This window comes from Arthrobacter globiformis (assembly GCF_030815865.1).
In the GTDB taxonomy this organism is placed as follows: Bacteria; Actinomycetota; Actinomycetes; order Actinomycetales; family Micrococcaceae; genus Arthrobacter; species Arthrobacter globiformis_B.
Genome location: NZ_JAUSXI010000001.1, coordinates 1,862,437 through 1,886,937 on the forward strand (window position 1 = coordinate 1,862,437; position 24,501 = coordinate 1,886,937).

General features: G+C 67.4%; 22 protein-coding genes and 2 tRNA genes. 14 read left to right on the forward strand and 10 right to left on the reverse strand.

Annotated features, from left to right (window positions below):
* Nucleotides 1-24 precede the first annotated feature (24 nt).
* Both QFZ33_RS08470 and QFZ33_RS08475 read left to right on the forward strand, forming a co-directional pair.
* Complete coding sequence (locus QFZ33_RS08470; RefSeq protein ID WP_307026555.1) at nt 25-1,407, forward strand: MFS transporter; 1,383 nt, start codon at nt 25-27, stop codon at nt 1,405-1,407.
* A gap of 101 nt (nt 1,408-1,508) precedes the next feature.
* Nucleotides 1,509-2,645, forward strand: coding sequence for a zinc-dependent alcohol dehydrogenase family protein (locus tag QFZ33_RS08475; protein ID WP_307026557.1), 1,137 nt, complete (start codon nt 1,509-1,511; stop codon nt 2,643-2,645).
* 74 nt (nt 2,646-2,719) lie between these two features.
* Here QFZ33_RS08475 and QFZ33_RS08480 read toward each other — a convergent pair whose 3' ends face one another.
* Nucleotides 2,720-3,652 (reverse strand): LysR family transcriptional regulator, encoded by a 933-nt coding sequence (locus QFZ33_RS08480; protein ID WP_307026559.1) that lies wholly within the window; start codon nt 3,650-3,652, stop codon nt 2,720-2,722.
* Nucleotides 3,653-3,766: 114 nt separating this feature from the next.
* On the opposite strand from QFZ33_RS08480, the gene mmsB reads away from it, so the two are divergent.
* Together mmsB and QFZ33_RS08490 are read left to right on the forward strand one after the other, a co-directional pair.
* A complete protein-coding gene (gene mmsB / locus QFZ33_RS08485) occupies nt 3,767-4,669 on the forward strand; it encodes a 3-hydroxyisobutyrate dehydrogenase (protein WP_307026561.1) in 903 nt (300 codons plus the stop codon).
* Between the two features lie 50 nt (nt 4,670-4,719).
* Nucleotides 4,720-6,204: a CoA-acylating methylmalonate-semialdehyde dehydrogenase gene (locus tag QFZ33_RS08490; protein ID WP_307026563.1), complete on the forward strand. Its 1,485-nt coding sequence runs from the start codon at nt 4,720-4,722 to the stop codon at nt 6,202-6,204.
* A gap of 155 nt (nt 6,205-6,359) precedes the next feature.
* Here the strand turns inward: QFZ33_RS08490 and QFZ33_RS08495 are convergent, their stop codons facing one another.
* The 3 genes from QFZ33_RS08495 to QFZ33_RS08505 all read right to left on the reverse strand — a co-directional run bounded on the left by QFZ33_RS08495 (nt 6,360) and on the right by QFZ33_RS08505 (nt 9,324).
* Nucleotides 6,360-7,001 (reverse strand): hypothetical protein, encoded by a 642-nt coding sequence (locus QFZ33_RS08495; RefSeq protein ID WP_307026565.1) that lies wholly within the window; start codon nt 6,999-7,001, stop codon nt 6,360-6,362.
* A gap of 107 nt (nt 7,002-7,108) precedes the next feature.
* Nucleotides 7,109-8,293, reverse strand: a complete 1,185-nt coding sequence (locus QFZ33_RS08500) for a winged helix DNA-binding domain-containing protein (RefSeq protein WP_307026567.1) — start codon at nt 8,291-8,293, stop codon at nt 7,109-7,111.
* 128 nt (nt 8,294-8,421) lie between these two features.
* Nucleotides 8,422-9,324, reverse strand: a complete 903-nt coding sequence (locus QFZ33_RS08505; RefSeq protein ID WP_307031723.1) for an SGNH/GDSL hydrolase family protein — start codon at nt 9,322-9,324, stop codon at nt 8,422-8,424.
* A gap of 94 nt (nt 9,325-9,418) precedes the next feature.
* Between QFZ33_RS08505 and QFZ33_RS08510 the strand changes: the two genes are divergently transcribed.
* A complete protein-coding gene (locus QFZ33_RS08510) occupies nt 9,419-10,069 on the forward strand; it encodes an alpha/beta hydrolase (protein ID WP_307026569.1) in 651 nt (216 codons plus the stop codon).
* A 22-nt stretch (nt 10,070-10,091) separates the two neighbouring features.
* On the opposite strand, the gene QFZ33_RS08515 is transcribed toward QFZ33_RS08510, so the two are convergent.
* On the reverse strand, nt 10,092-10,325 hold the full coding sequence (locus QFZ33_RS08515; protein WP_003802087.1) for an RNA-binding S4 domain-containing protein: 234 nt from the start codon (nt 10,323-10,325) through the stop codon (nt 10,092-10,094).
* A 33-nt stretch (nt 10,326-10,358) separates the two neighbouring features.
* Here QFZ33_RS08515 and QFZ33_RS08520 point away from each other — a divergent pair, with 33 nt between their 5' ends.
* From QFZ33_RS08520 to QFZ33_RS08530, 3 genes are all read left to right on the forward strand, one after another.
* The gene (locus tag QFZ33_RS08520) at nt 10,359-11,372 is read left to right on the forward strand and encodes a DMT family transporter (RefSeq protein ID WP_307026571.1); all 1,014 of its coding nucleotides are present in this window, start codon (nt 10,359-10,361) and stop codon (nt 11,370-11,372) included.
* A 154-nt stretch (nt 11,373-11,526) separates the two neighbouring features.
* Nucleotides 11,527-12,912 carry a glycine--tRNA ligase gene (locus QFZ33_RS08525; protein ID WP_307026573.1) on the forward strand — a complete coding sequence of 462 codons (1,386 nt, stop codon included), beginning with the start codon at nt 11,527-11,529 and terminating at the stop codon, nt 12,910-12,912.
* 2 nt (nt 12,913-12,914) lie between these two features.
* The gene (locus QFZ33_RS08530) at nt 12,915-13,877 is read left to right on the forward strand and encodes a GNAT family N-acetyltransferase (protein WP_307026575.1); all 963 of its coding nucleotides are present in this window, start codon (nt 12,915-12,917) and stop codon (nt 13,875-13,877) included.
* Between the two features lie 53 nt (nt 13,878-13,930).
* On the opposite strand, the gene QFZ33_RS08535 is transcribed toward QFZ33_RS08530, so the two are convergent.
* Genes QFZ33_RS08535 through QFZ33_RS08545 form a run of 3 tightly spaced genes read right to left on the reverse strand, consistent with a single transcriptional unit; the run spans nt 13,931 to nt 15,793 of the window.
* Nucleotides 13,931-14,791 carry a lysophospholipid acyltransferase family protein gene (locus QFZ33_RS08535; RefSeq protein ID WP_307026577.1) on the reverse strand — a complete coding sequence of 287 codons (861 nt, stop codon included), beginning with the start codon at nt 14,789-14,791 and terminating at the stop codon, nt 13,931-13,933.
* A gap of 17 nt (nt 14,792-14,808) precedes the next feature.
* Nucleotides 14,809-15,018, reverse strand: a complete 210-nt coding sequence (locus tag QFZ33_RS08540) for a hypothetical protein (protein ID WP_307026579.1) — start codon at nt 15,016-15,018, stop codon at nt 14,809-14,811.
* 13 nt (nt 15,019-15,031) lie between these two features.
* Entirely contained in the window at nt 15,032-15,793 is a 762-nt protein-coding gene (locus QFZ33_RS08545) for an alpha/beta hydrolase (protein WP_307026581.1), read from the reverse strand.
* Nucleotides 15,794-15,846: 53 nt separating this feature from the next.
* Here QFZ33_RS08545 and QFZ33_RS08550 point away from each other — a divergent pair, with 53 nt between their 5' ends.
* The 6 genes from QFZ33_RS08550 to QFZ33_RS08575 all read left to right on the forward strand — a co-directional run bounded on the left by QFZ33_RS08550 (nt 15,847) and on the right by QFZ33_RS08575 (nt 22,369).
* The gene (locus QFZ33_RS08550) at nt 15,847-17,331 is read left to right on the forward strand and encodes a YibE/F family protein (RefSeq protein WP_307026583.1); all 1,485 of its coding nucleotides are present in this window, start codon (nt 15,847-15,849) and stop codon (nt 17,329-17,331) included.
* Between the two features lie 124 nt (nt 17,332-17,455).
* Nucleotides 17,456-18,637, forward strand: coding sequence for a tRNA dihydrouridine synthase DusB (gene dusB, locus QFZ33_RS08555; RefSeq protein ID WP_307026585.1), 1,182 nt, complete (start codon nt 17,456-17,458; stop codon nt 18,635-18,637).
* Nucleotides 18,621-19,934 (forward strand): deoxyguanosinetriphosphate triphosphohydrolase, encoded by a 1,314-nt coding sequence (locus tag QFZ33_RS08560; protein ID WP_307026587.1) that lies wholly within the window; start codon nt 18,621-18,623, stop codon nt 19,932-19,934. Before dusB ends, QFZ33_RS08560 begins: the two co-directional genes overlap by 17 nt.
* A gap of 73 nt (nt 19,935-20,007) precedes the next feature.
* Nucleotides 20,008-21,987 carry a DNA primase gene (dnaG, locus tag QFZ33_RS08565; RefSeq protein ID WP_307026589.1) on the forward strand — a complete coding sequence of 660 codons (1,980 nt, stop codon included), beginning with the start codon at nt 20,008-20,010 and terminating at the stop codon, nt 21,985-21,987.
* 112 nt (nt 21,988-22,099) lie between these two features.
* Nucleotides 22,100-22,172, forward strand: a tRNA-Asn gene (locus QFZ33_RS08570).
* A gap of 124 nt (nt 22,173-22,296) precedes the next feature.
* Nucleotides 22,297-22,369, forward strand: a tRNA-Asn gene (locus QFZ33_RS08575).
* A 105-nt stretch (nt 22,370-22,474) separates the two neighbouring features.
* Here the strand turns inward: QFZ33_RS08575 and QFZ33_RS08580 are convergent.
* Nucleotides 22,475-22,882, reverse strand: a complete 408-nt coding sequence (locus QFZ33_RS08580) for a hypothetical protein (RefSeq protein WP_307026591.1) — start codon at nt 22,880-22,882, stop codon at nt 22,475-22,477.
* Between the two features lie 79 nt (nt 22,883-22,961).
* Nucleotides 22,962-24,404, reverse strand: coding sequence for a multidrug effflux MFS transporter (locus tag QFZ33_RS08590; RefSeq protein ID WP_373427245.1), 1,443 nt, complete (start codon nt 24,402-24,404; stop codon nt 22,962-22,964).
* Between the last annotated feature and the right edge of the window lie 97 nt (nt 24,405-24,501).

A 24,501-nucleotide genomic window follows, 5' to 3' on the forward strand; every position in this document is an offset into this window, starting at 1 on the left:
AGGAAGACGCCGAAGGAGTTTGCAATGAGTACGGAAAGCTCCGCCGCCAGGCGTGTAGAGGAAACCGACGTCAAGGCCTCAGGCCTCAAGAAAGTTGTCACGGCATCCATGGCCGGCACCGTCGTGGAGTGGTACGAGTTCTTCCTCTACGCTTCGGCTGCCACCCTGGTCTTCGGCAAGACCTTCTTCCCCAACGCCGGCACCGAACTGGACGGCATCATCGCCGCCTTCCTCACGTACGCCGTCGGATTCGTTGCCCGCCCGATCGGCGGCATCGTCTTCGGTCACTTCGGCGACAAATTCGGCCGCAAGCAGCTGCTGCAGCTGAGCATCATCCTGGTTGGCGTCTCCACCTTCCTGATGGGCTGCCTGCCGACGTTCCAGCAGATCGGCTACTGGGCGCCCGCGCTCCTGGTGTTCCTGCGGTTCGCGCAGGGCTTCGCCGTCGGCGGTGAATGGGGCGGCGCGGTTCTCCTCGTTGCAGAGCACAGCCCCAGCAAGTCCCGCGGATTCTGGGCCAGCTGGCCCCAGTCGGCCGTGCCGATGGGCAACCTGCTCGCAACGGCCGTGCTGTTCATCCTGTCCTCGACGCTGACCCAGGAAGCCTTCCTCGGCTGGGGCTGGCGCGTGGCGTTCTGGCTGTCCGCAGTGATCGTCGTGATCGGCTACTACATCCGCACCAAGGTCAACGACGCCCCGATCTTCCTCGAAGCCCGCAAAGAGGTTGAGGCCGGGCACAAGGGCTACGGCGTTGCCGAGGTCTTCAAGCGCTACCCGCGCGGCGTCTTCACCGCCATGGGCCTTCGCTTTGCAGAAAACATCCTCTACTACCTCGTGGTGACGTTCTCCATCACCTACCTCAAGACCGTGGTCCAGGCCGACACGACTCGGATCCTGCTACTGCTGCTGGTGGCCCACGCCGTGCACTTCGTGGCCGTTCCACTGGTGGGCAAGCTTTCGGACCGCTTCGGCCGCAAGCCCGTCTACATGGCCGGCGCAATCCTGGGCGCCACCTGGGGTTTCTTCGCCTTCCCGATGATGGACACCAAGAACGACCTGATCATCCTGGCTTCCATCATGATCGGACTGCTGTTCCACGCGCTCATGTACGCCGGCCAGCCTGCGATCATGGCGGAAATGTTCCCCACCCGGATGCGCTACTCCGGCGTCTCCCTGGGTTACCAGGTGACCTCCATCGTCGCCGGCTCACTCGCCCCGATCATCGCCGCCTCGCTCCTTTCCACCTACAAGTCCTCCGTTCCGGTGGCCATCTACCTGCTCATCGCCTGCGTCATCACCGCCGTGGCGGTGTTCTTCCTGAAGGAGACCCGCGGCGTCTCGCTCCACGACGTGGACGCGGCCGACGCCCAGGGCACCGCGGACCTGCTCGCGGCCGGCAAGAAGTAAACCGGCCCCCTAGCCCCGACGACTGCGAGCATTCAGCAGCTGCCCGGACCGCCATGCACGCGGGCCGGGCAGTTGCCCGTTCGCCGACACCAAGGATTCCCATGAAAGCAGCTGTCCTCTACTCGACCGTCCCCAGGGCCGGTACTGCACCGCAGAAGCCCAGCTACAAGGACGCCCGGCCCCTGGTGGTGCAGGAGCTGGAAAGGCCGGAACCGCGCGCCGGTGAGCTGGGCGTTGCCATCACGTACTCCAGCCTGTGCCACTCCGATCTTTCCGTGGTGGACGGGTCGCGGGTCCGGCCCCTTCCCATGGCGCTGGGCCACGAGGCGGTGGGGCGCGTCGTGTCCGTCGGCGCCGGCGTCTCCGACGTGTCGGTTGGCGACCATGTGGTGCTGGTCTTCGTCCCGAGCTGCGGGGACTGCCGCGCGTGCCGCTCCGGCCGTCCTGCGCTCTGCCACCGGGCGGCGGAGGTCAACGGCTCCGGCGACCTGCTGCACGGCAAGGCCCTGCTGCGGACGCCCTCGGGGGAGCGGATCAACCACCACCTGGGTGTCTCGGCCTTCGCCGACTACGCCGTGGTGGCCCGGGAATCGGTGGTGGTGATTGACGACGACGTCCCGGACACCGTGGCGGCGATGTTCGGTTGCGCTGTGCTCACCGGAATGGGAGCGGTGCTGAATACGGCCGCTGTCAGGGCCGGCCAGTCGGTGGCCGTCTTCGGGCTCGGGGCGGTGGGCCTTTCCGCTGTCATGGCCGCCTCGCTCGCAGGGGCCGGCAGCGTGATCGCCATCGATCCCAATCCTGGCAAGCACCACCTCGCCCTCGATTGCGGTGCCACAGCCGTAGGGACGCCTGACGACGCGGCCAGACTCATCAAGGAAGCCGCCGGCGACGGCGTCGATGTCGCCATCGAAGCCGTTGGCTCGGCCGGCGTGATCGCCGCGTGCCTCGGGCACGTGACGCGGGGTGGCGCCGTGGTTTCCGTCGGCCTGCCCCATCCGTCGGCCGAGCTGACGGTGCCGGCGCTGCAGTTCGCCGGAGCCGGCAAACGGCTCCTCGGGTCGTACATGGGCGACGCCGTTCCCGGGCGCGACATCCCGCTCTACCTGAGCTACTGGCGCGAGGGCAGGCTGCCGGTGGAGCTGCTGCACACCGACACCAGGCCTCTCACCGAGATCAACGAGGGGCTGGACGCACTGGCATCAGGGCAGGTGGTACGGCGCCTGTTCCAGGCCTGACAGGGGCAAAGCCTGGCGGGGGCACGGCCGAACTGGGCCAAAGCCTGAGGGCTGGGTGCCGGTCTGCGCCCGCTTCAGCCCGCCAGTACCCCTGCCCGGGCCTTCACTTCCTCCTTGAGTGACGCTACGACGGCCTGCACCGCCGCCGAGCGGAGGGATTCCGGCCGTGCCACCGCCCAGATGGGGAGCTGGCGCTCGAAGTCGTCGGCGAGCACGGGAACGAAGTCCGGTTGCCCCGCCACCATGAAATTCGGCAGCAGCCCTATGCCTGCGCCCTGCCGCACCGCCTCCATCTGGGCGAACACACTCGTGGCCTGGAAGCTGGAGCTGGGCATGGGCAGCTGCGAGGACCAGCGGTGCCCCAGCTCCGCCACCTGGAGCGCAGACTCAACGTAAGAGACAAAGCCGTGCTGCCCGACGTCGTCGAGCGTTTCCGGCAGACCGTGCTCCGCGGCGTAGCCGGTGCTGGCGTAGAGGCGCAGGTAGTAGTTGCTTAGGAAGATGGTCTGGGCGTTGCTGACGTCGGTCCGGCCCACCACGATCTCCAGGTCCACACCGGATCTGTTCTGGCTGACCTTCCGCGTGGCGCTCAGCATCTCGATGTTTAGCTGCGGGTTCTGCTGCTGCAGCCGGACCAGCGCGGGCGTGACGAACACGGCTCCGACACCGTCCGTCGTCGCCACGCGCACCAGCCCGGACAGGGCGCTCTGGTCCTGGCTGATCAGGCCGGAGAGCGATCCGAGGGTGCTCTCGATGGCCTCCGCCGCCTCCACGGCGGAGGCGCCGAGCTGGGTCAGTTCCCAGCCGTGCGGGCTGCGCTCGAGGGTGCGCCCGCCGAGTTGCTTGTCCAGGGCGAGGATCCGGCGGGAGATAGTGGTGTGGGTGGTGCCCAACGTTTCCGCCACCGCGTTGAACCTGCCCAGGCGCGCAACCGTCAGCAGGATCAACAGGTCGTCCGGGCTGGGAAGCCGCCTCTGGTCCACGGCAAGCCTTTCGTCCATGTGCATCAGTGCACATACCGTCTGTAATTTTTCCCCTTGATTGCACTCTAGCAGGGTGTGATGGTGGACACAGACCTTCCGGCCCGACGCGGCCGGATCCGAAGCAAAGGAGCTTGCGAAATGGCAATAATCGGCTGGATCGGCCTCGGCAACATGGGCGGTTTTATGTCCGCCAACCTGGCGAAGGCCGGGCACGATGTCCGCGGCTTCGACCTCAACCCCGCGGCGCTTGCCGCCGCCGAGGAGGCCGGCGTCAAGCCGGTCGGCAGCATTGCCGAGACCGTCGACGGCGCTGACGTGGTGTTCACCATGCTGCCCAAGGGTGAGCACGCCCGTGCCGTGTACCTGGGCCAGGACGGCGTGCTGGCGCACGCTGACACCCGCACGCTGCTCGTGGACTCTTCCACCATCGATATTGCGTCCGCCCAGGAACTGCACGACGCCGCTGCTGCCGCCGGCTTCCGCTTTGTGGACGCCCCGGTATCCGGCGGCATGAGCGGGGCGAAGGCCGGGACGCTGACCTTCATGGTGGGCGGCGAGGAGGGCGCCGTCGCAGACGCCACCGGCTACATCGGCCCGATGGCGGCCAACATCATCCCTACCGGCGGCGCCACCACCGGGCAAGCGGCCAAAATCTGCAACAACCTGATGCTGTTCATCAACCTGGCGTCCACCGCCGAGGGGGCCGTCCTGGCAGACCGGCTGGGCCTGGACAAGCAGGTCTTCTGGGACATCGCGTCCGTTTCCTCTGGTGACTCCTGGGCGCTGCGGACCTGGTACCCGGTGCCCGGCGTGGTCCCCACTGCCGCCTCCAACAACGACTTTGCGCCCACCTTCACCACGGAACTGGCAAACAAGGACATCGGCCTTGCCATCAGCGCCGCCGAGGACACCGGCACGCCGCTCGAGATCGGCAAGCACGTCCAGCAGCTGTTCCAGCAGCTCATCGACGCCGGCGAAGCGGGCAAGGACTGCTCAATGATCATCAAGCTCGCCGACGGCTCGCTGGACTCCGCCAAGTAGCCCCTGTCACCGAATCTTCCCCAACTCTGAAACACGAAAAGAGACTTCCCTTGGAAACCATTCCGCATTTCATCAACGGCGCCCGCGTCACCGACGCCGCACGCTTTGGCCCCGTCTTCAACCCCGCCACCGGCGAGCAGGAGAAGCAGGTTGCCCTCGCCTCGGCGTCGCGGACCGAGGAGGCCATCGCAGCCGCCCGCGCGGCGCTGCCCGCGTGGCGGGCCACCAGCCTGGCCAAGCGCACCAACATCTTCTTCCGGGTCCGCGAGATCCTGAACCAGCGCAAGCCCGAGCTCGCGGCGATTCTCACCAGCGAGCACGGCAAGGTCCTCTCCGACGCTGCGGGTGAAATTTCCCGCGGCCTTGAAAACATCGAGTTCGCCACCGGCCTGTCCCACATGCTCAAGGGGGAGCGCTCCGAGCAGGTCTCCAGCGGCGTCGACGTCCACTCCGTGCGCCAGCCTGTGGGCGTCGTGGCCTGCATCACCCCCTTCAACTTCCCGGCCATGGTGCCGCTGTGGATGATCGGCAGTGCGCTGGCCTGCGGCAACACCGTGCTGCTGAAGCCAAGCGAGAAGGATCCGTCGGCCGCCATCTTCATCGCCGAGGCCTTTGCCGAAGCGGGGCTGCCCGCCGGCGTGCTGAACGTGGTCCAGGGGGACAAAGAAGCCGTTGACGTCCTGCTCGAGCACCCCGACGTCAAAGCCGTGAGCTTTGTCGGCTCCACGCCCATCGCGCAGTCGATCTACAAGCGGGCGGCCGACCACGGCAAGCGGGTCCAGGCCCTGGGCGGCGCGAAGAACCACATGGTGGTGCTGCCCGACGCCGACCTGGACATGGCGGCCGACGCTGCGGTTTCCGCGGCCTACGGTTCGGCGGGCGAGCGCTGCATGGCCGTCAGCGTCCTGGTGGCGGTGGGCAACATCGCCGACGACCTGGTGCAGGCGATTTCCAGCCGCATGGCGGGCCTCAAGATCGGCCCGGGAACCGACCCGGCCTCCCAGATGGGTCCGCTAATTACCGCGGAGCACCGGGACCGCGTGGCCTCCTACGTTGCGGGAGCGGAAAACGAAGGTGCCACCGTCGTCGTCGACGGGCGCTCGCAGCAGTTCGAATCGAACGGCTTCTTCATCGGCGTCAGCCTGGTGGACCACGTAAAGCCGGGCATGAAGGTCTACGACGACGAGATCTTCGGCCCGGTCCTGTCAGTCGTCCGCGTCGACACGTACAGCGACGCCGTCCGGCTGGTGAACGAAAACGAGTTCGGCAACGGCACAGCCATCTTCACCCGCGACGGCGGCGCCGCACGGCAGTTCGAGTTCGACGTCGACGCCGGCATGGTGGGCGTCAATGTGCCCATCCCGGTCCCGGTGGGCACCTTCTCCTTCGGCGGCTGGAAGAACTCCCTGTTCGGCGACACCCACATGTACGGCCCGGACAGCATCCGGTTCTACACCCGCGGCAAGGTGGTCACCACGCGCTGGCCGGACCCGTCCACCTCGGTCATTGACCTCGGGTTCCCGCAGATCGACTAAACTCGAAACTCGGTTCCCGGGCCGGTCAAAGACCGTCCTGGGCCTCAGCCCGCGTCCCGCAGCCACAAGCAGCGGCACGCGGGCTGTCCCTTTTCCTGTGCGAACGGACACTTTGAGGCCCTGCGGATGCGCGCCGGGAAGCCTGTAGCGGCTGCCTATCCGTTCATGATGTCGTTGCGCCGGGCCATGTACTCCTCCATGGAAAGTTGGCCGTCGCTGTACTGCTGATCCAGCTCAGCCAGTTTCCGTGCGCGGAACCCTTGCGGAGCCGACGGCGGCGGGGGAGTCGACGGCGCCGGTCCAGTGGAAGGGGCCGGGTTCTGCTGTGGCTGGGGCGGATTGGCACGGTATTGCGGGCTGTCCTCATAGGGAACCTGCCCCTGCTGCCAGGACGGCGCACCGGCGCCGCCGGGACCAGGCTGGTTGGGATACGGCTGGTTGGGATACGGCTGGTTAGGGTACTGCTCGTTCGGGCCGGGCTGGTTCGGGTATGGCTGATTCAGTGGCGGAAGCTCTTCCCGGCCACCGCGCGGGGGGAATCCCAACCCGCCGCTGAAGTAGTCCTGCTGCGTGTAGCCGTCCCGTGGCCGGTTGTCCGGACGGCCCTGGAACGGGCCTCCGAACGGGCTGCCCGGCTGATTGCCGAACTGGTCGGGTCCCTGATTGGGAAGCTGGCCCGGGTACTGTCCGGGCAGGCCGGGCCCTTGGTTCCGCTGTTGGACTGACCTCCGGTACATCCGCATGCCCATGGGAATCAGGACGGCCAGAATGATGATCCAGAAAAACAAGTCGAACACGGTGAAGCCTTCCGGTGAGTGTCCATTCCAGCTTAGTCCTGCCAGGAAACGCGCCCGGGATCCTTATGCCCACAGCGCACGGCTGCACCAGAAAACTGCGCTGGAAGTCAGGGACCGGCCGGAATCCGGACTGTCGGCATCTCGAGGAAGTCCCCGTATTCAGCCACTGCCACCGCCAGCGCCTGCTCAGCGGCATGGCCAAGCGGCCGGGTGAGACGGATGTCGAGTTCGCAGCGCTGCGCGGCGGACCCGTGCCGGACCAGCGAGTGCCGCCAGGAGCCCGCCAGCACTCCATCGGACAGGACCACATGCATGGGAGTGTCGCCAAAGGGATAGGCGGGCGCGGTTCCGCCGAAGTAATGCCGTGAGACCGAATAGCCCATGATGTATTCGTCGTAGCACTGGACCAGATCGATCTGCGGCCGCCCATCCCCGGCCCGCTCTGGTTCCAAGCTCCGCCCCGATCCGCCACTGTGCCCCAATGTCTCCCCTCCGGAATCCGGCGGCCGAAGATAGAAGTCAGCGCCGTCGAAGCTGGCGGCAACGATGGCGCCCGGAGCGATCTCCTCCGCCAGCGCCAACCCCTTGCGCACATCAGTCATCGTGAGTCCGGACCAGTCCGCGCAGTCCCGGACGGTCGCAGGCCCACGGCTCCCGAAATACCTCAGCGCCAGGGCCGCCAACGACTCCTCCCGGGAGAGCGCGGCAGCCGGGGCCGCCCCGGCGACGCGCTCATCGAACGCCGCATACGTCTGCCGCAGCGCGCCGCCGGGACTTCGGACGGGCGCGCCGCTCACCAGCACGCCGCTGATCTCGGCATGCATGATCAGGTACGCGAGGCCGAGCCCCTTGGCGGCGAAGCCGGCACCCTGAAGCTTGGCGGCCAGCTGCTCACGAGTGAGATGCACTCCATCAGCCACCGCCTCCGCCAGGACATCAGCGCTCCTGGACGCTGCCTCATTGTCGATCCCGGTCCTGCGGTACGTGCCGCTGTTTACTTGGTGCAGCCGGGGTGCGGACAGGGCCCGCACCCACGGCAGGTCATCGCGGTGCACAAAATGCCACGTGGGCCGCAGGATGTGGGTCCGGAGAATGCGACCATCGGCAAGTGCCCGCTCCACATCGGCGGCCGTCGCGCCACCGGTCCGCTGGGCCAAGGACCAGCGCGCATAGGGGAACTCCTGCGCCTGTACGGCCAGCAGGTTCTTCACGGCTTCCTCCGCCGTGGCCGCCCGCGGCTCCCTCAGCTGCTGGCCGGCCAGCCGCGTCCGCAGCACCTCAGGGGGTTCCATGCCCGACGTCGCTCCTCACCTTGGCGGTTCAGTCACCCTTTGCAGCTCAGTCAGCTTGGGCGGTTCAGTCACCCTTAGCAGTTCAGTCAGCTTGGGCGGTTCAGCCGCCTAACCCGGCACTCGCCGAATCAACAGCCGCTCGCCCCAGCCACCCGCCGGCTACTGCCGGACGGATCACCCAGGCCCAACGGGCCTTCGCCCGAACCCAACGGAACCCCCGGACCGAACGCGGGTCCCGGCGTCGGCCGTTTGGGGGTGATGCCGTCGCCGGAGGACCGGTGGCGCAGGCGCCGGACCACCCACGGCACAAAATACTCCCGCGCCCAGACGAGGTCTTCAGTGCGCGCCTCGCGCCAGCTGCGCGGCGGCAGGGGCTTCGGCGCGAGCGGTTTCAGGCTGTGCTGCACATTGAGTGCCTCGAGCACCATGGCGGCGATGGTGTGGTGGCCCAGGGGAGAGAAATGCAGCCGATCCTCGTTCCACATCTGCGGGTCCTTCAGCTGCCGGAGCGACCACATGTCGGCGATGACGGCGTCGTGCCGGGCGGCGATGGTGCGGAGGTTCTCGTTGTAGATGGCCACCTTGCTGCGGATCCGGCCCAGCACCGACGAGCCTGTGTCCGGGCCGTTGAACAGCACCACAGTGGCCCCGCTCATCCCAAGGATCTGCACCACCGGGTCCAGCCGTTCGGCCAGGGCATCCGGGTCCCCGCCGGGGCGGATCAGGTCGTTGCCGCCCGCGGACAGGGTCACCAGGTCGGGCTTGAGCGCCAGGCAGGGTGCCAGCTGCTGGTCGATGACCTGCTGCAGCAGCCGTCCCCGCACAGCAAGATTTGCGTAGGCGAAATCCTCATGTCCCCGTCCAAGCTCCTCCGCCACCCGGTCCGCCCAGCCGCGGTAGCCTCCCGGGCTGCTGGGTTCGGGGTCGCCGATGCCTTCTGTGAAGGAATCGCCCATTGCCACATACCGGCTCCAGGGGTGGCGGACAGAAAGCTCCAGGGCTTCTTCCAGGGGATCTTGGGCATCCTGCATGGGTTCGGTTCCGCTCACAGTTCCATCCTGTACCGCCACCGCCTGGCTACGCCACCGTAAGTTGTTACCAGTGGGTAACTGTAAGAATGGAGCCATGACTCTAGCCGACTCCTTTCCCGCCCCCGTTGTTCTGTGGTCCAAGCCTGAGGAAGCCAGGGCCGGCAAGCCACTGCTCGTCCTCCTGCACGGCTACGGCGCGAACGAGCAGGACCTCCTCAGCCTGGCTGACATGCTCCCGGACGAGTTCACGGTCGCATCGGTCCGGGCACCCATCGCCATGGGACCGGGCTTTTCCTGGTTCCCGCTGACGGGCTCGATCGAATATTCCGTCGACGCCGTGAAGGCCGCGTCGGCGTACGTGCTCGACTGGCTGGACACGGTCAAGGGCAACCACCCGTCCGTGACCCTGCTTGGGTTCTCGATGGGGATGGCCATGGCCACCACCCTGCTGCGTCAGCGGCCCGCTGACTTTGCCGCCGTCGTCGGCCTTTCAGGCTTTGTGGTCAACGCGGAGTCCGACGGCGAGTTCCGCGACGCCGAGCTGGACGGAACAGTGCCGCTGTTCTGGGGCCGGGACCAGCAGGATCCGGTCATCACGCCGGACAAGATCGAGTACACGATGGGCTGGGTCCGCAAGCACGTGAAGCTGACCAAGGTGCTCTACACAGGCATGTGGCACGGCATCAACGCCCAGGAGGTAGGGCACGTGTCCGAGTTCCTCACCCACGAGGTACTGGCGAAGTAGGCCCTCCTACAGAAGCAAGCTTTTACGCCTGGGGAGCGCTGACCCGGACGGTCTGGCCGTTGACCGTGACCGTGTCCCCGTTGTGAAGCTGCCGGCCGCGCCGGTCGTCGATCTCACCGTTGACCTTGACCAGGCCGTTCTTGATCAGCTCCGTAGCCTCCACGCCGTCCTCCACGAGGTTGGCGAGCTTCAGGAGCTGGCCCAGGCGGATCATGGTGTCGCGGATGGGGATTTCTTCGATTTCCGGGTTGCTCATACCAGTAATGATGCCTGACGTAAGGTGAAACCAATGACCCATGCACCCCGGCTGCCCCTTGCCGTGGGCCTCCCGATGGCCGTGGCCTCCGGCCTTGCCATTCCCGTCCAGGGGCGGATCAACGGGGCCCTTGGTGCACGCCTCGGTGACGGCATCGCCGCCGCCGTCGTCAGTTTCAGCACCGGGCTGATCGTGATGGTCGTCGTGTCCCTGCTGGCTCCCCGCGGGCGCGCCGGCCTCGCGCGGATCCTGCCCGCGCTGCGTGAACGCCGCTTCCCGCCGTACTACGCGCTCGCGGGCGGCATTGGTGCGTTCTTCGTCTTCGCGCAGTCCTTCACCGTGGGGCTGCTGGGCATCGCCCTCTTCACCGTGGCGACCGTCACCGGCCAAACACTCAGCGGCCTCCTTGTGGACCGCTTGGGCATCGGCCCGGCGGGCAAGAAGTCCGTGACCGGTATCCGGGTCATCGGCTGCATCCTCACCATCGCGGCCGTCTCGTGGGCGGTGTCACCCCGCTTCGCCGGCGGCGCTGCGGGCGCGGCCGGTGCGTCCGGTAGTGCGGCAGGCGCCGGGGTTGCCGACCCCGCAGCACTCCTGCTGCCGATCATCCTGCCGGTTCTCGCCGGCTTCCTCATGAGCTTCCAGCAGGCCATGAACGGCACCGCCACCGTGCACTACGGCACCCCGATCGCGGCCACGCTGGTGAACTTCATCGCCGGCACTTGCGTGCTGTGGGTGGCCTGGTCCATCAAGGTGGCCGTCGCCGGGCCGGCCAACCCGCTGCCGGCGGAATGGTGGTACTACCTCGGCGGGCCCATGGGCTGCGTGTTCATCGGTCTCGGCGCGCTGCTGGTGCGCAGCCTCGGGGTGCTGGTGACGGGCCTCGGCATGATCGCCGGCCAGCTGGTGGGGTCGCTCGGCCTGGACCTGCTGGTGCCGACGCCGGGCACCGTGGTGGAGGCTGCCACCGTTCTGGGGACCCTGCTGACCCTCGCTTCCATCGTCGTGGCCACCCTGCCCTGGCCGCGGGGTGCCCTCCGAAGGTGAGGGGCGCCTTCCGGAGGCAGCTCCCGGTAGGCTAGGTCTCGCAGCTTCCTGCACTGTTTTCCCTTTCCCACGCCCCCGCCCGGCATCCAGCCGCGGGCCAGGGCCAGAGACACCGCGGACCGCACCCAGCGGCCCTGTAGAAATTGGAGTTCCCATGGCAGCAAAATCCGTCCTCGACCAGGTCATTTCCCTTTCCAAGCGGAGAGGTTTCGTTTTCCAGGCCGGCGAGATCTACGGAGGCTCGCGTTCCGCGTGGGACTACGGACCCCTCGGTGCCGAGCTGAAGGAAAACATCAAGCGCCAGTGGTGGCAGTCGGTGGTGCGCGGCCGCGAGGACGTGGTTGGCCTGGACTCCTCCGTGATCCTGCCCCGCCAGGTATGGGAGGCTTCCGGCCACGTGGAGGTCTTCTCCGACCCCCTCGTCGAGTGCCTGTCCTGTCACAAGCGCTACCGTGCCGACCACCTCGAAGAGGAATACGAGGAGAAGAAGGGCCGTTCCGCCGAGAACGGACTCAAGGACATCGCCTGCGCCAACTGCGGAACCCGCGGCGAATGGACCGAGCCGCAGGAATTCTCCGGCCTCCTGAAGACCTTCCTGGGCCCGGTGGCCAGCGAGGAAGGCCTGCACTACCTGCGCCCCGAAACCGCCCAGGGCATCTTCGTGAACTTCAACAACGTGCTCACCACCTCTCGGAAGAAGCCGCCGTTCGGCATCGGCCAGATCGGTAAGTCCTTCCGCAACGAGATCACGCCCGGGAACTTCATCTTCCGCACCCGTGAGTTCGAGCAGATGGAAATGGAATTCTTCGTGGAGCCGGGCACGGACGAAGAGTGGCACCAGTACTGGATGAAGGAACGCATGTCCTGGTACACCGGCCTCGGCATCCGCGAGGAAAACCTGCGCTTCTTCGAGCACCCGCTGGAGAAGCTCAGCCACTACTCCAAGGGCACCACGGACATCGAATACCGCTTCGGCTTCCAGGGCTCCGAGTGGGGCGAGCTGGAAGGCATCGCCAACCGCACGGACTTCGACCTCTCCACGCACGCCAAGGCCTCCGGGACGGACCTCAGCTATTTCAACCAGGCCACCAACGAGCGCTTCACCCCGTATGTGATTGAGCCGGCCGCCGGCCTGACCCGGTCCTTCATGGCGTTCCTCATCGACGCCTACACCGAGGACGAGGCCCCGAACGCCAAGGGCGGCGTGGACGTCCGCACCGTGCTCAAGCTTGACCCGCGGCTCGCCCCGGTCAAGGCTGCTGTGCTCCCGCTCAGCCGCAACGAGGACCTCTCACCGAAGGCCAAGGACCTGGGCACCCAGCTGCGCAAGAACTGGAACATCGACTTCGACGACGCCGGCGCCATCGGCCGCCGTTACCGCCGCCAAGATGAGATCGGCACGCCGTTCTGCATCACCGTGGACTTCGACACGCTCGAGGACCAGGCGGTCACCATCCGTGAACGCGACACCATGAGCCAGGAACGCGTGTCCCTGGACAAGGTGGAGGGCTACCTGGCCGCCCGGCTGATCGGCGCCTAGCCGTGGCGATCCAATACCGTGAATGGCGCGAGGGCGACGACCTCGCCCTGCTGGAGGTCTGGGGCGACCCCGAAACCGACCAGGCGGGCCAGTTCCGCGGCACCCTCGCGCCTTCGGGCAACGCGCCGTGGCGGCGCTGCATCGTGGCCGAGGACGTCGTCGACGGCGTGGCCATCCCGGTTGCCGCCGGCGTGGTCCACGAGGCCAGCCTGCACCCGGAGCGGCTGTGGGTGTACGTCGAAGTGGCCCGGGACCACCGCCGGTCAGGCATCGGCTCCACGCTGCTCCTGATGCTGCGCCGCGAGGCGGAGGGATCGCCGTCGGGCGTTACCCGGCTGCGCTGCAAGGTGGAGCCGGGTACCTCCGGTGCCGCCTTCGCGGAGGCCGCGGGGCTCACCCTGATCCAGCACACGCGGCTGGTCGTGGTGGAGCCGGCGGCCCTGAAGCTGCCGGTCTTCGGCGACGGTTCCGAGGAAGCGGCGTCGGAGCGCATCGAGGACCTGGCCACCGGCTCCGTGGAGCTTTCCGACGTCGTGGGACGGTACTACTCGTCCGTCCACGGCTGGGACAGCCCGGGTGAACTCGGCATCGGCACGGTGCAGCGGCTGTTCCTGGACGAGCTCAGCGGTGCGCACGGCGCGATCGTGCTGCGCGCCCCGAAAGCCAGCGCCTTCGGGTCCGGCGTGCCGGCAAGCCGCAAGGGCAAGATCCAGGCCTTCGCGATCAGCTATGCGCAGGGGAATTCCGATCACCCGTCCGATGTGTTCGTCGGCCATGAGCCGGAGCTGGATGCCGACGAGGCGCAGGCCGCGGTCCGCGACCTGCTGGCACTCATCGCTTACCAATACCCGGTGCTCATGGAAGTGGACGATTCAATGACAGCGCTGCGCGCCGTCGTCGGGCCCCTGATGGAAGCGGGCAAGGCCCGGCGCCAGGGCTCCGAGACGTTCGTCGTCTCCGACTGACCCAACCAAGTAGCAGCACAGGGGGTTCCCAGCCGTGGGAACGCCCTGTGCTGCTACTCACTTGGGGTGTTCCCCTCCGGGGCCGCTGTTGTTCGGGAAGTACGACGGCGGTCCCTTGCCAGATCGGTCGCATCGAGCCTTTGGCGTTCCGCCTCGGACATTGCGCCGCCCCCGAGATCCGCCGGCAGCCACCAGTCGCCCGGCCGCGCCGCTACGGGGAAGCTGGCGATGGCGGCGTCGATTCCCGCCTGGAGCGTCCTGCGGAGCCGCGCCGTTTCGGCGTCGGCATCGATGCCCGTGGCCAGATGGACGGGCTCACCGATGTGCACGCGGACCGGTGCGCGCCGGACGCGGTGCAGCGGAAGGCCGTTGCCGCGGGTCAGGATCCGGTGGGCACCCCAGACGGATACCGGAATGAGCGGCACTCCCGCCTCAGCCGCCATCCTCACGGCCCCGGTCTTGCATTCGCGGACCCTGAAGCTGCGGCTGACCCCTGCCTCGGGCAGAACAGCCAAGTATTCACCGGCGCGGAGCCTGGCCACAGCGTCGTCGTAGGCCGTAGTTCCGGAACCGTAGCCCACCACCACCTGGCCCGCTGCGCTGATGAAAGGGCCCGCCAGCCAGTGGTCTGCGGCTCCCTGATGGATCATGAACCGCAGCTGCCCGCGGTTGTGGGCCCAGAACACAAGCTCGGCGGCCGCGAAGTCCAGATAGCCGAAGTGGGTAATGGCGACGACGGCACCGTGGCCCGGCAGTACCATCCTTGCCGCCTTGTTGCCGGTGTCTGTTTCCCCGTCAGGCAGGTTTTCCTGCCCGGTCACAATCAGGCGGATCCGGAACAGCCACCGCAGGAATAGCCCTGCCCGCACGAGGAGGCGGTAGAAGCGGTCGCTGGCAGCGGGGGTCCAGGACATGGGGTTCCTGCCGCCCTTCAGTGGCTGCGCCGGGGCGGCCAGGGGATGAAGCCGCTGGTGGACTGCATGTATTCACCGTAGTCGGGGCGGCCGGACATGGCCTGCTCCATGAGTGGCTTTCCGGTCTTGGCGGTCGCCGTCCAGATCATCAGTGCAGGGGAGCGGATGGTCAGGACGCCGGGCCACGAGTCCGCAGCCGCCTCACGACTGCCCGTTACAGCCTTCATAAGACACCAACTGCTAGAGGACAACGGGCAGTGCCTCGCCGGACGGGGGCAGCACCCTGTCCAGGGCTGCGGCGGACGCAGAGGACCCTGCCTCGGAAACTCCGGACTGTTCCAGGAAGGCCTTCATCAGGAACCCGGTGGCCAGCCTGTGCCACAGCCGGACCCGCCGGAACATGAAGTGCCCGGCCCCGCGGAGTGAGACGTACCGCATCTCCGCCGCTCCCGGCGCCGCGCGCCGCGCGAACCGCAGCGATGCCGCCGGACTCGTCCACCGGTCCTCGTCCCCGTGCACGATGAGGACTTTCCGTCCGGCCACTGGAGTTGCGGGAGTGGCCTCGTCGAGCCACGGAGCCAGCGCCACCACGGCGTCGACGCCCGGTTCGTCCGCCGCGCAGATGGCGGTGAGGCCGCCCATCGAATGCCCCAGCAGGTAGACGGGCACGCCGGGGTGCTCCGCGCGGATTTTGGCCAGCGCCCAACGCGCATCCTTTAGCGGGGTCATGTCCTCGCCGTTCCAGCCGCGCACGCTGTTCCGCAGGATCCAGACCTCCAGGCCGTGCTTTTTTCCGGCACCGTGCAGGTGTCGGGCGAACGGCACCATCCGCGCCGGGCTCAAGTGCCGGGCCTGGACGGGCTCAAAGCTGCGCGACTTGCCGCCATGCAGCACCAGGGCCACACCGCGGGTGGTACCGGATGGGGCCAGAACCGTCAGCACCGCTTCGTGGTCAGTTCGGCGTTGGCTCACTGCCTCATCCTCCGACACTTCGTCGTTCATTTATCAACCCTATGGCGGCCGCCGTAGAGTTCAAGCATGAGGTTTAGCTGCTGATGGGTGCAGGTCACTCCCACGGTCACACAGGGCATTCGGAGCCAACCGCTGAAGCGATGGCCGCCCGCAGGAAAGCAAACAGGATTCTGGCTGCGGTGCTAATCCCGCTGACCCTGCTGACCCTTGCGGCCATGGCGGCTCTCTGGCCCTCGGGCAGCAAGGAAGGCCTGACCCTGGCTAACCCGTATGCCGCAGCTCCGGGCGTCACTTTCGACACCGGGCGGATCCAGCGCGTCGTCACCGAGAGCTGCACGCAGGCGTCGTCAGCCGGAGAGAGCCCAGGCGGAGACACGACGGGCCAAGACGGCACGGCCCAGGGCAACACAGACGGCGGCTCGCAGTGCACCTTCGCGTTCACCGAGCCGGACAAGGGCGGCAACCCGGTCAAGGTGGTGATCAACCCGGACATCGCCAAGTCGCACGGCGTCAAAGTGGGCGACAACATCCGCTACCTGAACCTGTCCCACGCCCAGGCGGCTGCCACCGGCGCCGATGCTCCGGCGGCCCAGGGGTCGCCGTCGTACATCTTTGTGGACTTTGTCCGCACCATGCCGATCATCCTGCTGGCCATCCTCTACGCCGTCGTGGTGGTGGCTGTGGCGCGCTGGCGCGGGCTGCGCGCCCTGATTGGCCTCGTCGGCGCCTACTTTGTGCTGGGCAGCTTCATGCTCCCGGGCCTCGTGGAGGGCAAGCCGCCGCTCCTGCTGGCCCTGGTCGGCTCGACGGTGATCATGATCGGGGTGTTGTACTTCGCGCACGGATTCTCGGCGCGGACCTCGACGGCGCTGCTCGGCACCATTTTCGGGCTGGGCATCACCGCATTGCTCGCGGCCTGGGCCACTGACGCGGCGAATCTCGCGGGCGTGGGAAGCCACGACGCCGCCACGCTGACGAACATTTCGGGCAGCATCTCCATCTCCGGCATCATCCTGTGCGGCCTCATCATCTCCGGGCTCGGCGTGCTGAACGACGTCACCATCACCCAGTCCTCCGCGGTGTGGGAACTGTATGAACTCGCTCCCAACACGAGTGCGCGGAAGCTGTTCTCTTCGGCCATGCGGATCGGCCGCGACCACATCGCCTCCACCGTCTACACCATTGCGTTCGCCTACGCGGGCGCTGCCCTGCCCATCCTCATCATCGTGATGCTCTACAACCGTCCGCTGGGGGAGGCGCTGACCAGCGCCGAACTGTCCGAGGAGGTCATCCGCACGCTGGTCGGCTCCATCGGCCTGGTCCTGGCGATTCCGGTCACCACGCTGATCGCCGTGCTCGTGGTCAAGGCCACCGGCGTCCGGTCGGCTGAACTGCCCCGCCCGTCGGACGCTGGTTCCCACCCGGGCGGCCAGGCCGCCATAACGGCCGACGACGTCGACGACACCGGCGCGCTCGCGGCGGCCGCGGCGGTGGCTGGCCGGGAACGTGCCGAAGCCGACGCGCCGCCGGCGACCCGGCGGGGACGGCGTGCCGCGCCGCGTGAATGAGTACAGCGGGATTGGGCAGAGCGGGATCACGCGCAGAGGGATTAAATATCGCGGGACTGAGTGCCGGCGTCGGCATCCCACCCGGAATTCTGCCCGATTTGCCCGACTTTGAGACAATGGACGGGTGACTGTTGTAGCAACGCCTCCCGCCCCCCGGCTGGAACTTCCGCCGCTGAAACTCGGCCCCATCACCGTGCACACCCCGGTGGTGCTCGCCCCCATGGCCGGAATCACCAACACCGCCTTCCGCAGGCTCTGCCGTGAATACGGCGGCGGCCTGTACGTGGCGGAGATGGTCACCTCCCGCGCACTTGTGGAGCGCACGCCTGAATCGCTGCGCATCATCTCCCACGACGACGACGAGAAAGTCCGGTCCGTCCAGCTCTACGGCGTGGACCCGGTGACCGTGGGTGCTGCCGTCCGCATGCTGGTGGAGGAGGACCGGGCGGACCACATCGACCTCAACTTCGGCTGCCCCGTGCCCAAGGTCACCCGGCGCGGCGGCGGTTCGGCCCTGCCCTGGAAGATTGACCTCTTCACGGCCATCGTGCAGACCGCAGTGAAGGAGGCGTCCAAGGGCGGCATCCCGCTCACCATCAAGATGCGCAAGGGCATCGACGATGACCACCTGACCTACCTCGACGCCGGCCGGATCGCGCGCGATTCCGGGGTTTCCGCCGTCGCCCTGCACGGCCGCACGGCGGCGCAGTTCTACTCCGGCCAGGCGGACTGGTCCGCCATCGCCCGCCTGCGCGAGACCCTTCCGGACATTCCGGTGCTGGGCAACGGCGACATCTGGTCTGCCGAGGATGCCGTCCGCATGGTCCGCGAAACCGGAGTCGACGGCGTAGTTATCGGCCGCGGGTGCCAGGGGCGGCCCTGGCTGTTCGGCGACCTGCAGGCAGCGTTCGAAGGCAGCGACCAGCGGCACCGTCCCGGCCTGCGCGAGGTGGCCGAGGGCGTCTACCGGCATGCCGAACTCATGGTCGAAACCTTTGGCAACGACGAATACAAGGCGCTGCGGGAGATCCGCAAGCACATGGCCTGGTACTTCAAGGGCTACGTGGTGGGCAGCGAACTGCGGACGAAACTGGCCACCGTGCCCACGCTCGAAGTGCTCCGCGAACTGCTGGACCAGCTGGACACGGACCTGCCGTATCCCGGCGTCGATTCCGAAGGGCCCCGGGGGCGGGCGGGTTCACCCAAGAAACCGGCCCTGCCCAAGGACTGGCTGCTCAGCCGCCAGCTGAACGAGGACCAGTCGCGGGACATCGCCGCGGCGGAACTGGATGTGTCCGGTGGCTGAAAGCCGGTTGGCGGAAGCCCGCACCACCCCGCAGGCGCTGCCGGGCTATGAAGCCCGCGATACCGCCCGGTGGGTGGAGGAGCCGCCCAAGAGCACGTACCGCTCCGACTTCGAGCGCGACCGCGCTCGTGTGCTGCACTCCTCGGCGCTGCGCAGGCTCGGCGCTAAGACGCAGGTGGTGGCCCCGGACACCGACGACTTTGTCCGCACCCGGCTGACGCACAGCCTCGAAGTGGCGCAGGTGGGCCGGGAACTGGGCCGCGCCCTCGGTTGCGACCCCGATGTGGTGGACACCGCCTGCCTCAGCCATGACCTCGGCCACCCGCCGTTCGGGCACAACGGTGAATCGGCACTCAATGAGATGGCCCACGCGATCGGCGGGTTCGAGGGCAACGCCCAGACCCTGCGGCTGCTCACCCGTCTGGAACCGAAGGTGCTCGACCCGGAAGGCAGGCCAGCCGGCCTGAACCTCACCCGGGCCAGCCTTGACGCGGCCGCGAAGTACCCGTGGTCCGCCCTGGACGCCCCCGTGATCCACGGCCAGCGGACCAGCAAGTTCGGCGCGTATGAGGACGACCTGCCCATCTTCAACTGGATCCGGGAAGGCGCCCCGGAACGGAGGTCCTGCCTCGAAGCGCAGGTCATGGACCTGGCAGACGACATCTCGTACTCCGTGCACGACGTTGAGGACGCGATCGTGGCCGGGCACTTCCAGCTGCGGTGGATGGACAACCCGGACCACAGGGCGCGCGTAGTGGGCTACGCCAAGCAGTGGTACCTGCCGCACAACGATCCTGCCGCCATCGATGCGGCCCTCGCCCGGCTGGAAGCCACCGATGTCTGGGTGCGCGAGGCGGACGGCAGCCGCAAGTCGATGGCGGCGCTGAAGGACATGACCAGCCAGCTCATCGGCAGGTTCTGCCAGAGCGCGTTGGAAACCACCCGTGCCGTCTATGGCCCGGCGAACCTGACCCGCTACAACGCCGAGCTCATGGTCCCGGACGAGACCGTCCTGGAGATCGCGGTGATGAAGGGCCTGGCCACCACGTTCGTGATGACCACGGACCACCGGCAGCCCATCTACGAGCGCCAGCGCGAGGTGCTCCACGCCCTGGTGACGGCGCTTAAGGCCTCCGGTGACCGGCACCTTGAGCCCATGTTCGCTGCGGACTGGCGCGAAGCAGCCGACGACGCCGCCCGGCTCCGGGTGGTCATCGACCAGGTGGCATCGCTGACGGACGGCTCCGCGCTGGCTATGTACGAACGGCTCGTGGGCAGCCTGCCGTCCCTGTGGTGAGATTGGACGCACCAGTCCACATAAGGCCCGGAAGCGCTGCCCGAGGCAGTGCGCCAGAGACTAGGATTGCTTCGTGGCTGGGCTGATTAAACGGGAAGACATCGATGAAGTCCGCCAGCGCACGGACATCAAGGAAGTCGTCGACGGCTACGTCACGCTCAAGGGCGCCGGCCTCGGCTCCTACAAAGGCCTGTGCCCCTTCCACGACGAGCGCTCGCCGTCGTTCACCGTCCGCCCGCAGGTAGGCCGTTACCACTGCTTCGGCTGCGGCGAGGACGGCGATGTCATCTCCTTCGTGCAGAAGCTGGACCACACCTCCTTCCATGAGGCCGTGGAGAAGCTGGCCGCGCGGATCGGGTACGAGCTCCGCTACGAGGACGGCGGCACCGGTCCCAGTCGCGAGGAAGTCGGCAAGCGCCAGCGGCTCCTCGACGCCCACAAGATCGCTGACGAGTTCTTCCGCGCCCAGCTGCTGACAGCCGGTGCCGCCGAGGGCCGGAAGTTCCTGCAGCAGCGGGGCTTCGACCGGGCAGCAGCCGACCACTTCGGCGTCGGCTACGCACCCCAAGGCTGGGACGCGCTGCTTAAACACCTGCGCGGCCGGGGCTTCACCGATCCGGAACTGAAGCTCACCGGGATGTTCTCCGAAGGCAACCGGGGCATCTACGACCGCTTCCGGGGCCGCCTGATCTGGCCCATCCGGGACATCGCCGGCGACACCATCGGCTTCGGCGCCCGCAAGCTCTACGAGGACGACCAGGGCCCCAAGTACCTCAACACCCCGGAAACCACGCTCTACAAGAAGTCCCAGGTGCTGTACGGGATTGACCTTGCCAAGCGGAACATCGCCAAGGACCGGCAGCTGGTGGTGGTGGAGGGCTACACGGACGTCATGGCCTGCCACCTTGCCGGAATTCCGACGGCGGTTGCCACCTGCGGTACGGCGTTCGCCGCCAACCACATCAAGATTGCCCGCCGCCTGCTCTCCGACGACGGCACCGGGGGAGAGGTCATCTTCACCTTCGACGGCGATGCCGCCGGCCAGAAGGCGGCCCTGCGGGCCTTTGAAGAGGACCAGCGCTTCGTGGCCCAGACCTACGTGGCCGTCGAACCCACCGGTGCCGACCCCTGCGACCTCCGCCAGATGCGAGGTGACGCCGCCGTCCGCGACCTTATCGCCTCCCGGCGGCCGCTCTTCGAATTCGCCATCCGCGCCACCTTGCGGCGGCACAACCTGGACACCGTAGAGGGACGGGTCGCCGCGCTGCGAGAGTCCGCCCCCGTGGTGGCCCAGATCCGCGACGCCGGGCTCCGGCCTGGCTACGCCCGGGAACTGGCCGGGTGGCTGGGAATGCCCATCGAGGACGTCACAAGGGCTGTGGGGGCGGCCGCGAAGCGCGGGGCAGCACCCGGTGCCCAGGCGCCTGGGCCGCACGCTCCCGGCGCACCGGCGGGCGGACCGCAAGCCAGCGGGGCCGGCCGATCCAACAGTGCCGGATTCAACTCAGCCCCGGGGAACGGCAACAACGTGCCCGGCGTAGCGGCGCTCCCGCCGTCGGGCGTCCTTCCATCCTTCCACCGTCCCGACCCCCGCGACCCGGTGGCGTCCATGGAGCGGCAGGCCCTCGAGGTGGCGCTGCAGGAACCGGCAATGCTGGGTGGTGCGGCCTGGGAGCGGTTCGCGACAGCCCGGTTCGCCACGCCCGCCTACCAGGCCATCCACGACGCCATCCGCGCCACGGCTCCAGGCTTCTCCGGCGATGCCGTGCAGTGGGTGGAAGCGTTGCGCCAGGAGGTTCCCGAGCCGCTGCAGCCACTGGTTTCGGAGCTCGCCGTGGTTCCGCTGCCTGCGAACACCGCTGAAGCAGTGCAGAAGTACTGCCGGGACATCCTCGCCAGGCTGTTCGAGCTGCAGATCACCCGGGTGAAGGCAGACAAGCTGGGGCAGTTGCAACGGCTCGATGCCGGCGCCCATCCCGAGGAGTTCCAGCAGCTGAACCGGGAACTCATGATGCTCGAAATGGAGCGCCGGTCGCTGCGCTCCGATGCCTAGGTTGCGCCTGCCAGCGCCTCCAGGCCGGGCCGCCAGGGCCGGGTCGCCGGGACAGCAAAAACGCCGATTTCGTTTCCGGGCCGGGTATTTGCTAGGCTAGTACCCGCTTCATTCCTCCTTAGCTCAATTGGCAGAGCATTCGACTGTTAATCGAAGGGTTGCTGGTTCAAGTCCAGCAGGAGGAGCGTACAGTCCCCGTTCCGGGTTCCGGAACGGGGACCTTTTTATACCCCGGAGGGGTATTTGTGCCAGTGCTGGCGCCGATTTCCCTTTGCGGCAGAACCTTTGCTAATGTCATACCTGCTTCATTCCTCCTTAGCTCAATTGGCAGAGCATTCGACTGTTAATCGAAGGGTTGCTGGTTCAAGTCCAGCAGGAGGAGCGCACAGTCCCGCGGTTGGCCCCAGAGCCGGCCGCGGGACTTTTTTGTGTCGTCAGTGCGGTGCCAGACTTCGCGGTGTCAGCTTCGGTATCAGACGAAGCGGCGTCACACGAAATCCATCTCCACCTGGAGGAAGCGCTCTGCCTCGGCTATGGCGGCTTCAAACGCTTCCCGCTCCGTGGGGGACTTCCGCGGCTCGCGGGGGTGCCATTCGTGGGGCGAGGAGTGCACGCGCGTGAAGCCGCCGTTGGGCGGGGCATAGAAGATGCCGAACCGCTGGACGGGCCATTCGGGAGAGGTTTCGGGGGCCACCAGCAGGGCAGCATTGAAAGCCGGGTTGAACCACTGGGCTATGGGCCGGCGCCGGTCCTCGGTGAAAAGTCCCGCCGCATAGAGCGCCGCCGACTGCGCACTGGTCTGTGTGCACAGCCGGTCCCACCACAACGGCAGAATGCCGGAGTCGCACCGCTGCCACGTGGCCGGAAGCGGGGGGTGATCCTGCCAGTGGGGCACGTAACAACTTTATCGCGCAGGTACCCCAGCGAACAGATGGCCCGGCGTCGATCGCCCCGGCCTGGAGGTACGGCGCGGCTTAGGGGAAGCGGCGGGTCAGGGCCGGTTCCACGGTCCCGGATTTACGCGGTACAGCAGAGCAGAACCGACGACGGCGCCCACCAGGATGCCCAGCGCCGCGTTGCCCATCATCCTGCCGGCGAAGAAGCCGGCCACGGCGCCGAGGATGGCTCCGAGGAACAGTCCTCGGCCGTTGCGGTGGGGTTTGCGGGTCATGGTGCCAGCCTACCCGGCGTGAAACTGAGTGGATGGAGGGCACTGTCCGGGGCCGGACCACAAGCCACAGGGCGGCTGCCGCTAGGAAGATGCAGCAGGCCTGGACCGCGCCCATGGGAGTGGCGGAATTACCTCCCAGCCACCCCACGACGGGGGAGATGATGCCCGCCATCAGGAACGTGGACGCCCCGAGCAGGGACGCTGCCGTGCCGGCCTGCGCTCCGTGGCTGGCCAGGGCCAGGACCTGCACGCAGGGAAAGGTGAAGCCGGTGCCCAGGATGTAGAACCACAGCGGGACCATGACGCCCCAGAGACCGAACCCCAGCTGGTCGAACACGACGATCAGCACGGCCATCAGGAACATCCAGGCGGTGGAGCAGGCCAGGATCCACTGCGGCGGGACGCGCCTTATCAGCCGGGAGCTTGTCTGCACGCCCGCGACGATGCCCAGTGAGTTGATGCCGAAGAGGAGGCCGTACTGCTGGGGGGAGAACCCGAAGATGTCCTGGAACAGGAAAGGGGACGCCGAGAGGTAGGTAAACAGGCCACCGAAGTTCATCCCGCCCAGCATCAGCAGCCCCACGAAGATCCGGTCGGAGAAGAGCACACCGTACCGCTGCCGGGCCGTCAGGCCGGACTGGCCCCGTTTCTCCCGCGGCAGTGTCTCCCGGACCAGCACGACGGCGGCGAGGATCACGGCGGTGCCGTAGCAGGCCAGGAACACGAAGATGCCCGGCCACGGCATGACCAGGAGCAGCTGGGATCCAATGACGGGCGCCAGGATGGGCGCGAGCCCGTTGACCAGCGCCATCCGGGAGAACATCCGGACCATGGCGTACCCGCTGAACAGGTCGCGGACCATGGCCATCGCCACCACGCCGCCGCCGGCCGCGCCGATACCCATGAGGACGCGGAACACGCCCAGGGTCGCGATGTCGGTGGAGAGCGCCGCGCCGAACGAGGCAGCGATGTGCAGGGCCGTGGCCAGGATCAGCGGGAGCCTGCGCCCGAACTTGTCGCTGAAAGGTCCCACCACCAGCTGCCCCAGGGCAAAGCCGACAGTGGTGCCGGTCAGTGTCAGCTGGACGGCAGCTTCCGTGACGTTGAGGCTCGCTTCCAGGGCAGGGAAGGCGGGCAGGTAGAGGTCCACGGTGAAGGGCCCGAGGGCGGTGAGGGCGCCGAGTAGAAGGATGTATAGGAATTTCTGCCGGCGGCTGAGCGCATCGCCCGGGTTGGTGGTGGTCACAGAGAACCATCCTAGGGCTGACAGATCAGACTTTTACAGCGTTGGAGGGCTCGCCGTGGCTAATTCCAGAAGTTCAGGCTGACCCTGAATGATAGTT

What these genes read in the sequence shown, in the direction of transcription:
- QFZ33_RS08470 (WP_307026555.1), top strand. Translation starts at nt 25, where the DNA reads ATGAGTACGGAAAGCTCCGCCGCCAGGCGTGTAGAGGAAACCGACGTC.
- QFZ33_RS08475 (WP_307026557.1), top strand. Translation starts at nt 1,509, where the DNA reads ATGAAAGCAGCTGTCCTCTACTCGACCGTCCCCAGGGCCGGTACTGCA.
- QFZ33_RS08480 (WP_307026559.1), bottom strand. Translation starts at nt 3,652, where the DNA reads ATGCACATGGACGAAAGGCTTGCCGTGGACCAGAGGCGGCTTCCCAGC.
- mmsB (WP_307026561.1), top strand. Translation starts at nt 3,767, where the DNA reads ATGGCAATAATCGGCTGGATCGGCCTCGGCAACATGGGCGGTTTTATG.
- QFZ33_RS08500 (WP_307026567.1), bottom strand. Translation starts at nt 8,293, where the DNA reads ATGGAACCCCCTGAGGTGCTGCGGACGCGGCTGGCCGGCCAGCAGCTG.
- QFZ33_RS08505 (WP_307031723.1), bottom strand. Translation starts at nt 9,324, where the DNA reads ATGCAGGATGCCCAAGATCCCCTGGAAGAAGCCCTGGAGCTTTCTGTC.
- QFZ33_RS08510 (WP_307026569.1), top strand. Translation starts at nt 9,419, where the DNA reads ATGACTCTAGCCGACTCCTTTCCCGCCCCCGTTGTTCTGTGGTCCAAG.
- QFZ33_RS08515 (WP_003802087.1), bottom strand. Translation starts at nt 10,325, where the DNA reads ATGAGCAACCCGGAAATCGAAGAAATCCCCATCCGCGACACCATGATC.
- QFZ33_RS08520 (WP_307026571.1), top strand. Translation starts at nt 10,359, where the DNA reads ATGACCCATGCACCCCGGCTGCCCCTTGCCGTGGGCCTCCCGATGGCC.
- QFZ33_RS08525 (WP_307026573.1), top strand. Translation starts at nt 11,527, where the DNA reads ATGGCAGCAAAATCCGTCCTCGACCAGGTCATTTCCCTTTCCAAGCGG.
- QFZ33_RS08535 (WP_307026577.1), bottom strand. Translation starts at nt 14,791, where the DNA reads ATGTCCTGGACCCCCGCTGCCAGCGACCGCTTCTACCGCCTCCTCGTG.
- QFZ33_RS08540 (WP_307026579.1), bottom strand. Translation starts at nt 15,018, where the DNA reads ATGAAGGCTGTAACGGGCAGTCGTGAGGCGGCTGCGGACTCGTGGCCC.
- QFZ33_RS08545 (WP_307026581.1), bottom strand. Translation starts at nt 15,793, where the DNA reads ATGAACGACGAAGTGTCGGAGGATGAGGCAGTGAGCCAACGCCGAACT.
- QFZ33_RS08550 (WP_307026583.1), top strand. Translation starts at nt 15,847, where the DNA reads ATGGGTGCAGGTCACTCCCACGGTCACACAGGGCATTCGGAGCCAACC.
- QFZ33_RS08560 (WP_307026587.1), top strand. Translation starts at nt 18,621, where the DNA reads ATGTGTCCGGTGGCTGAAAGCCGGTTGGCGGAAGCCCGCACCACCCCG.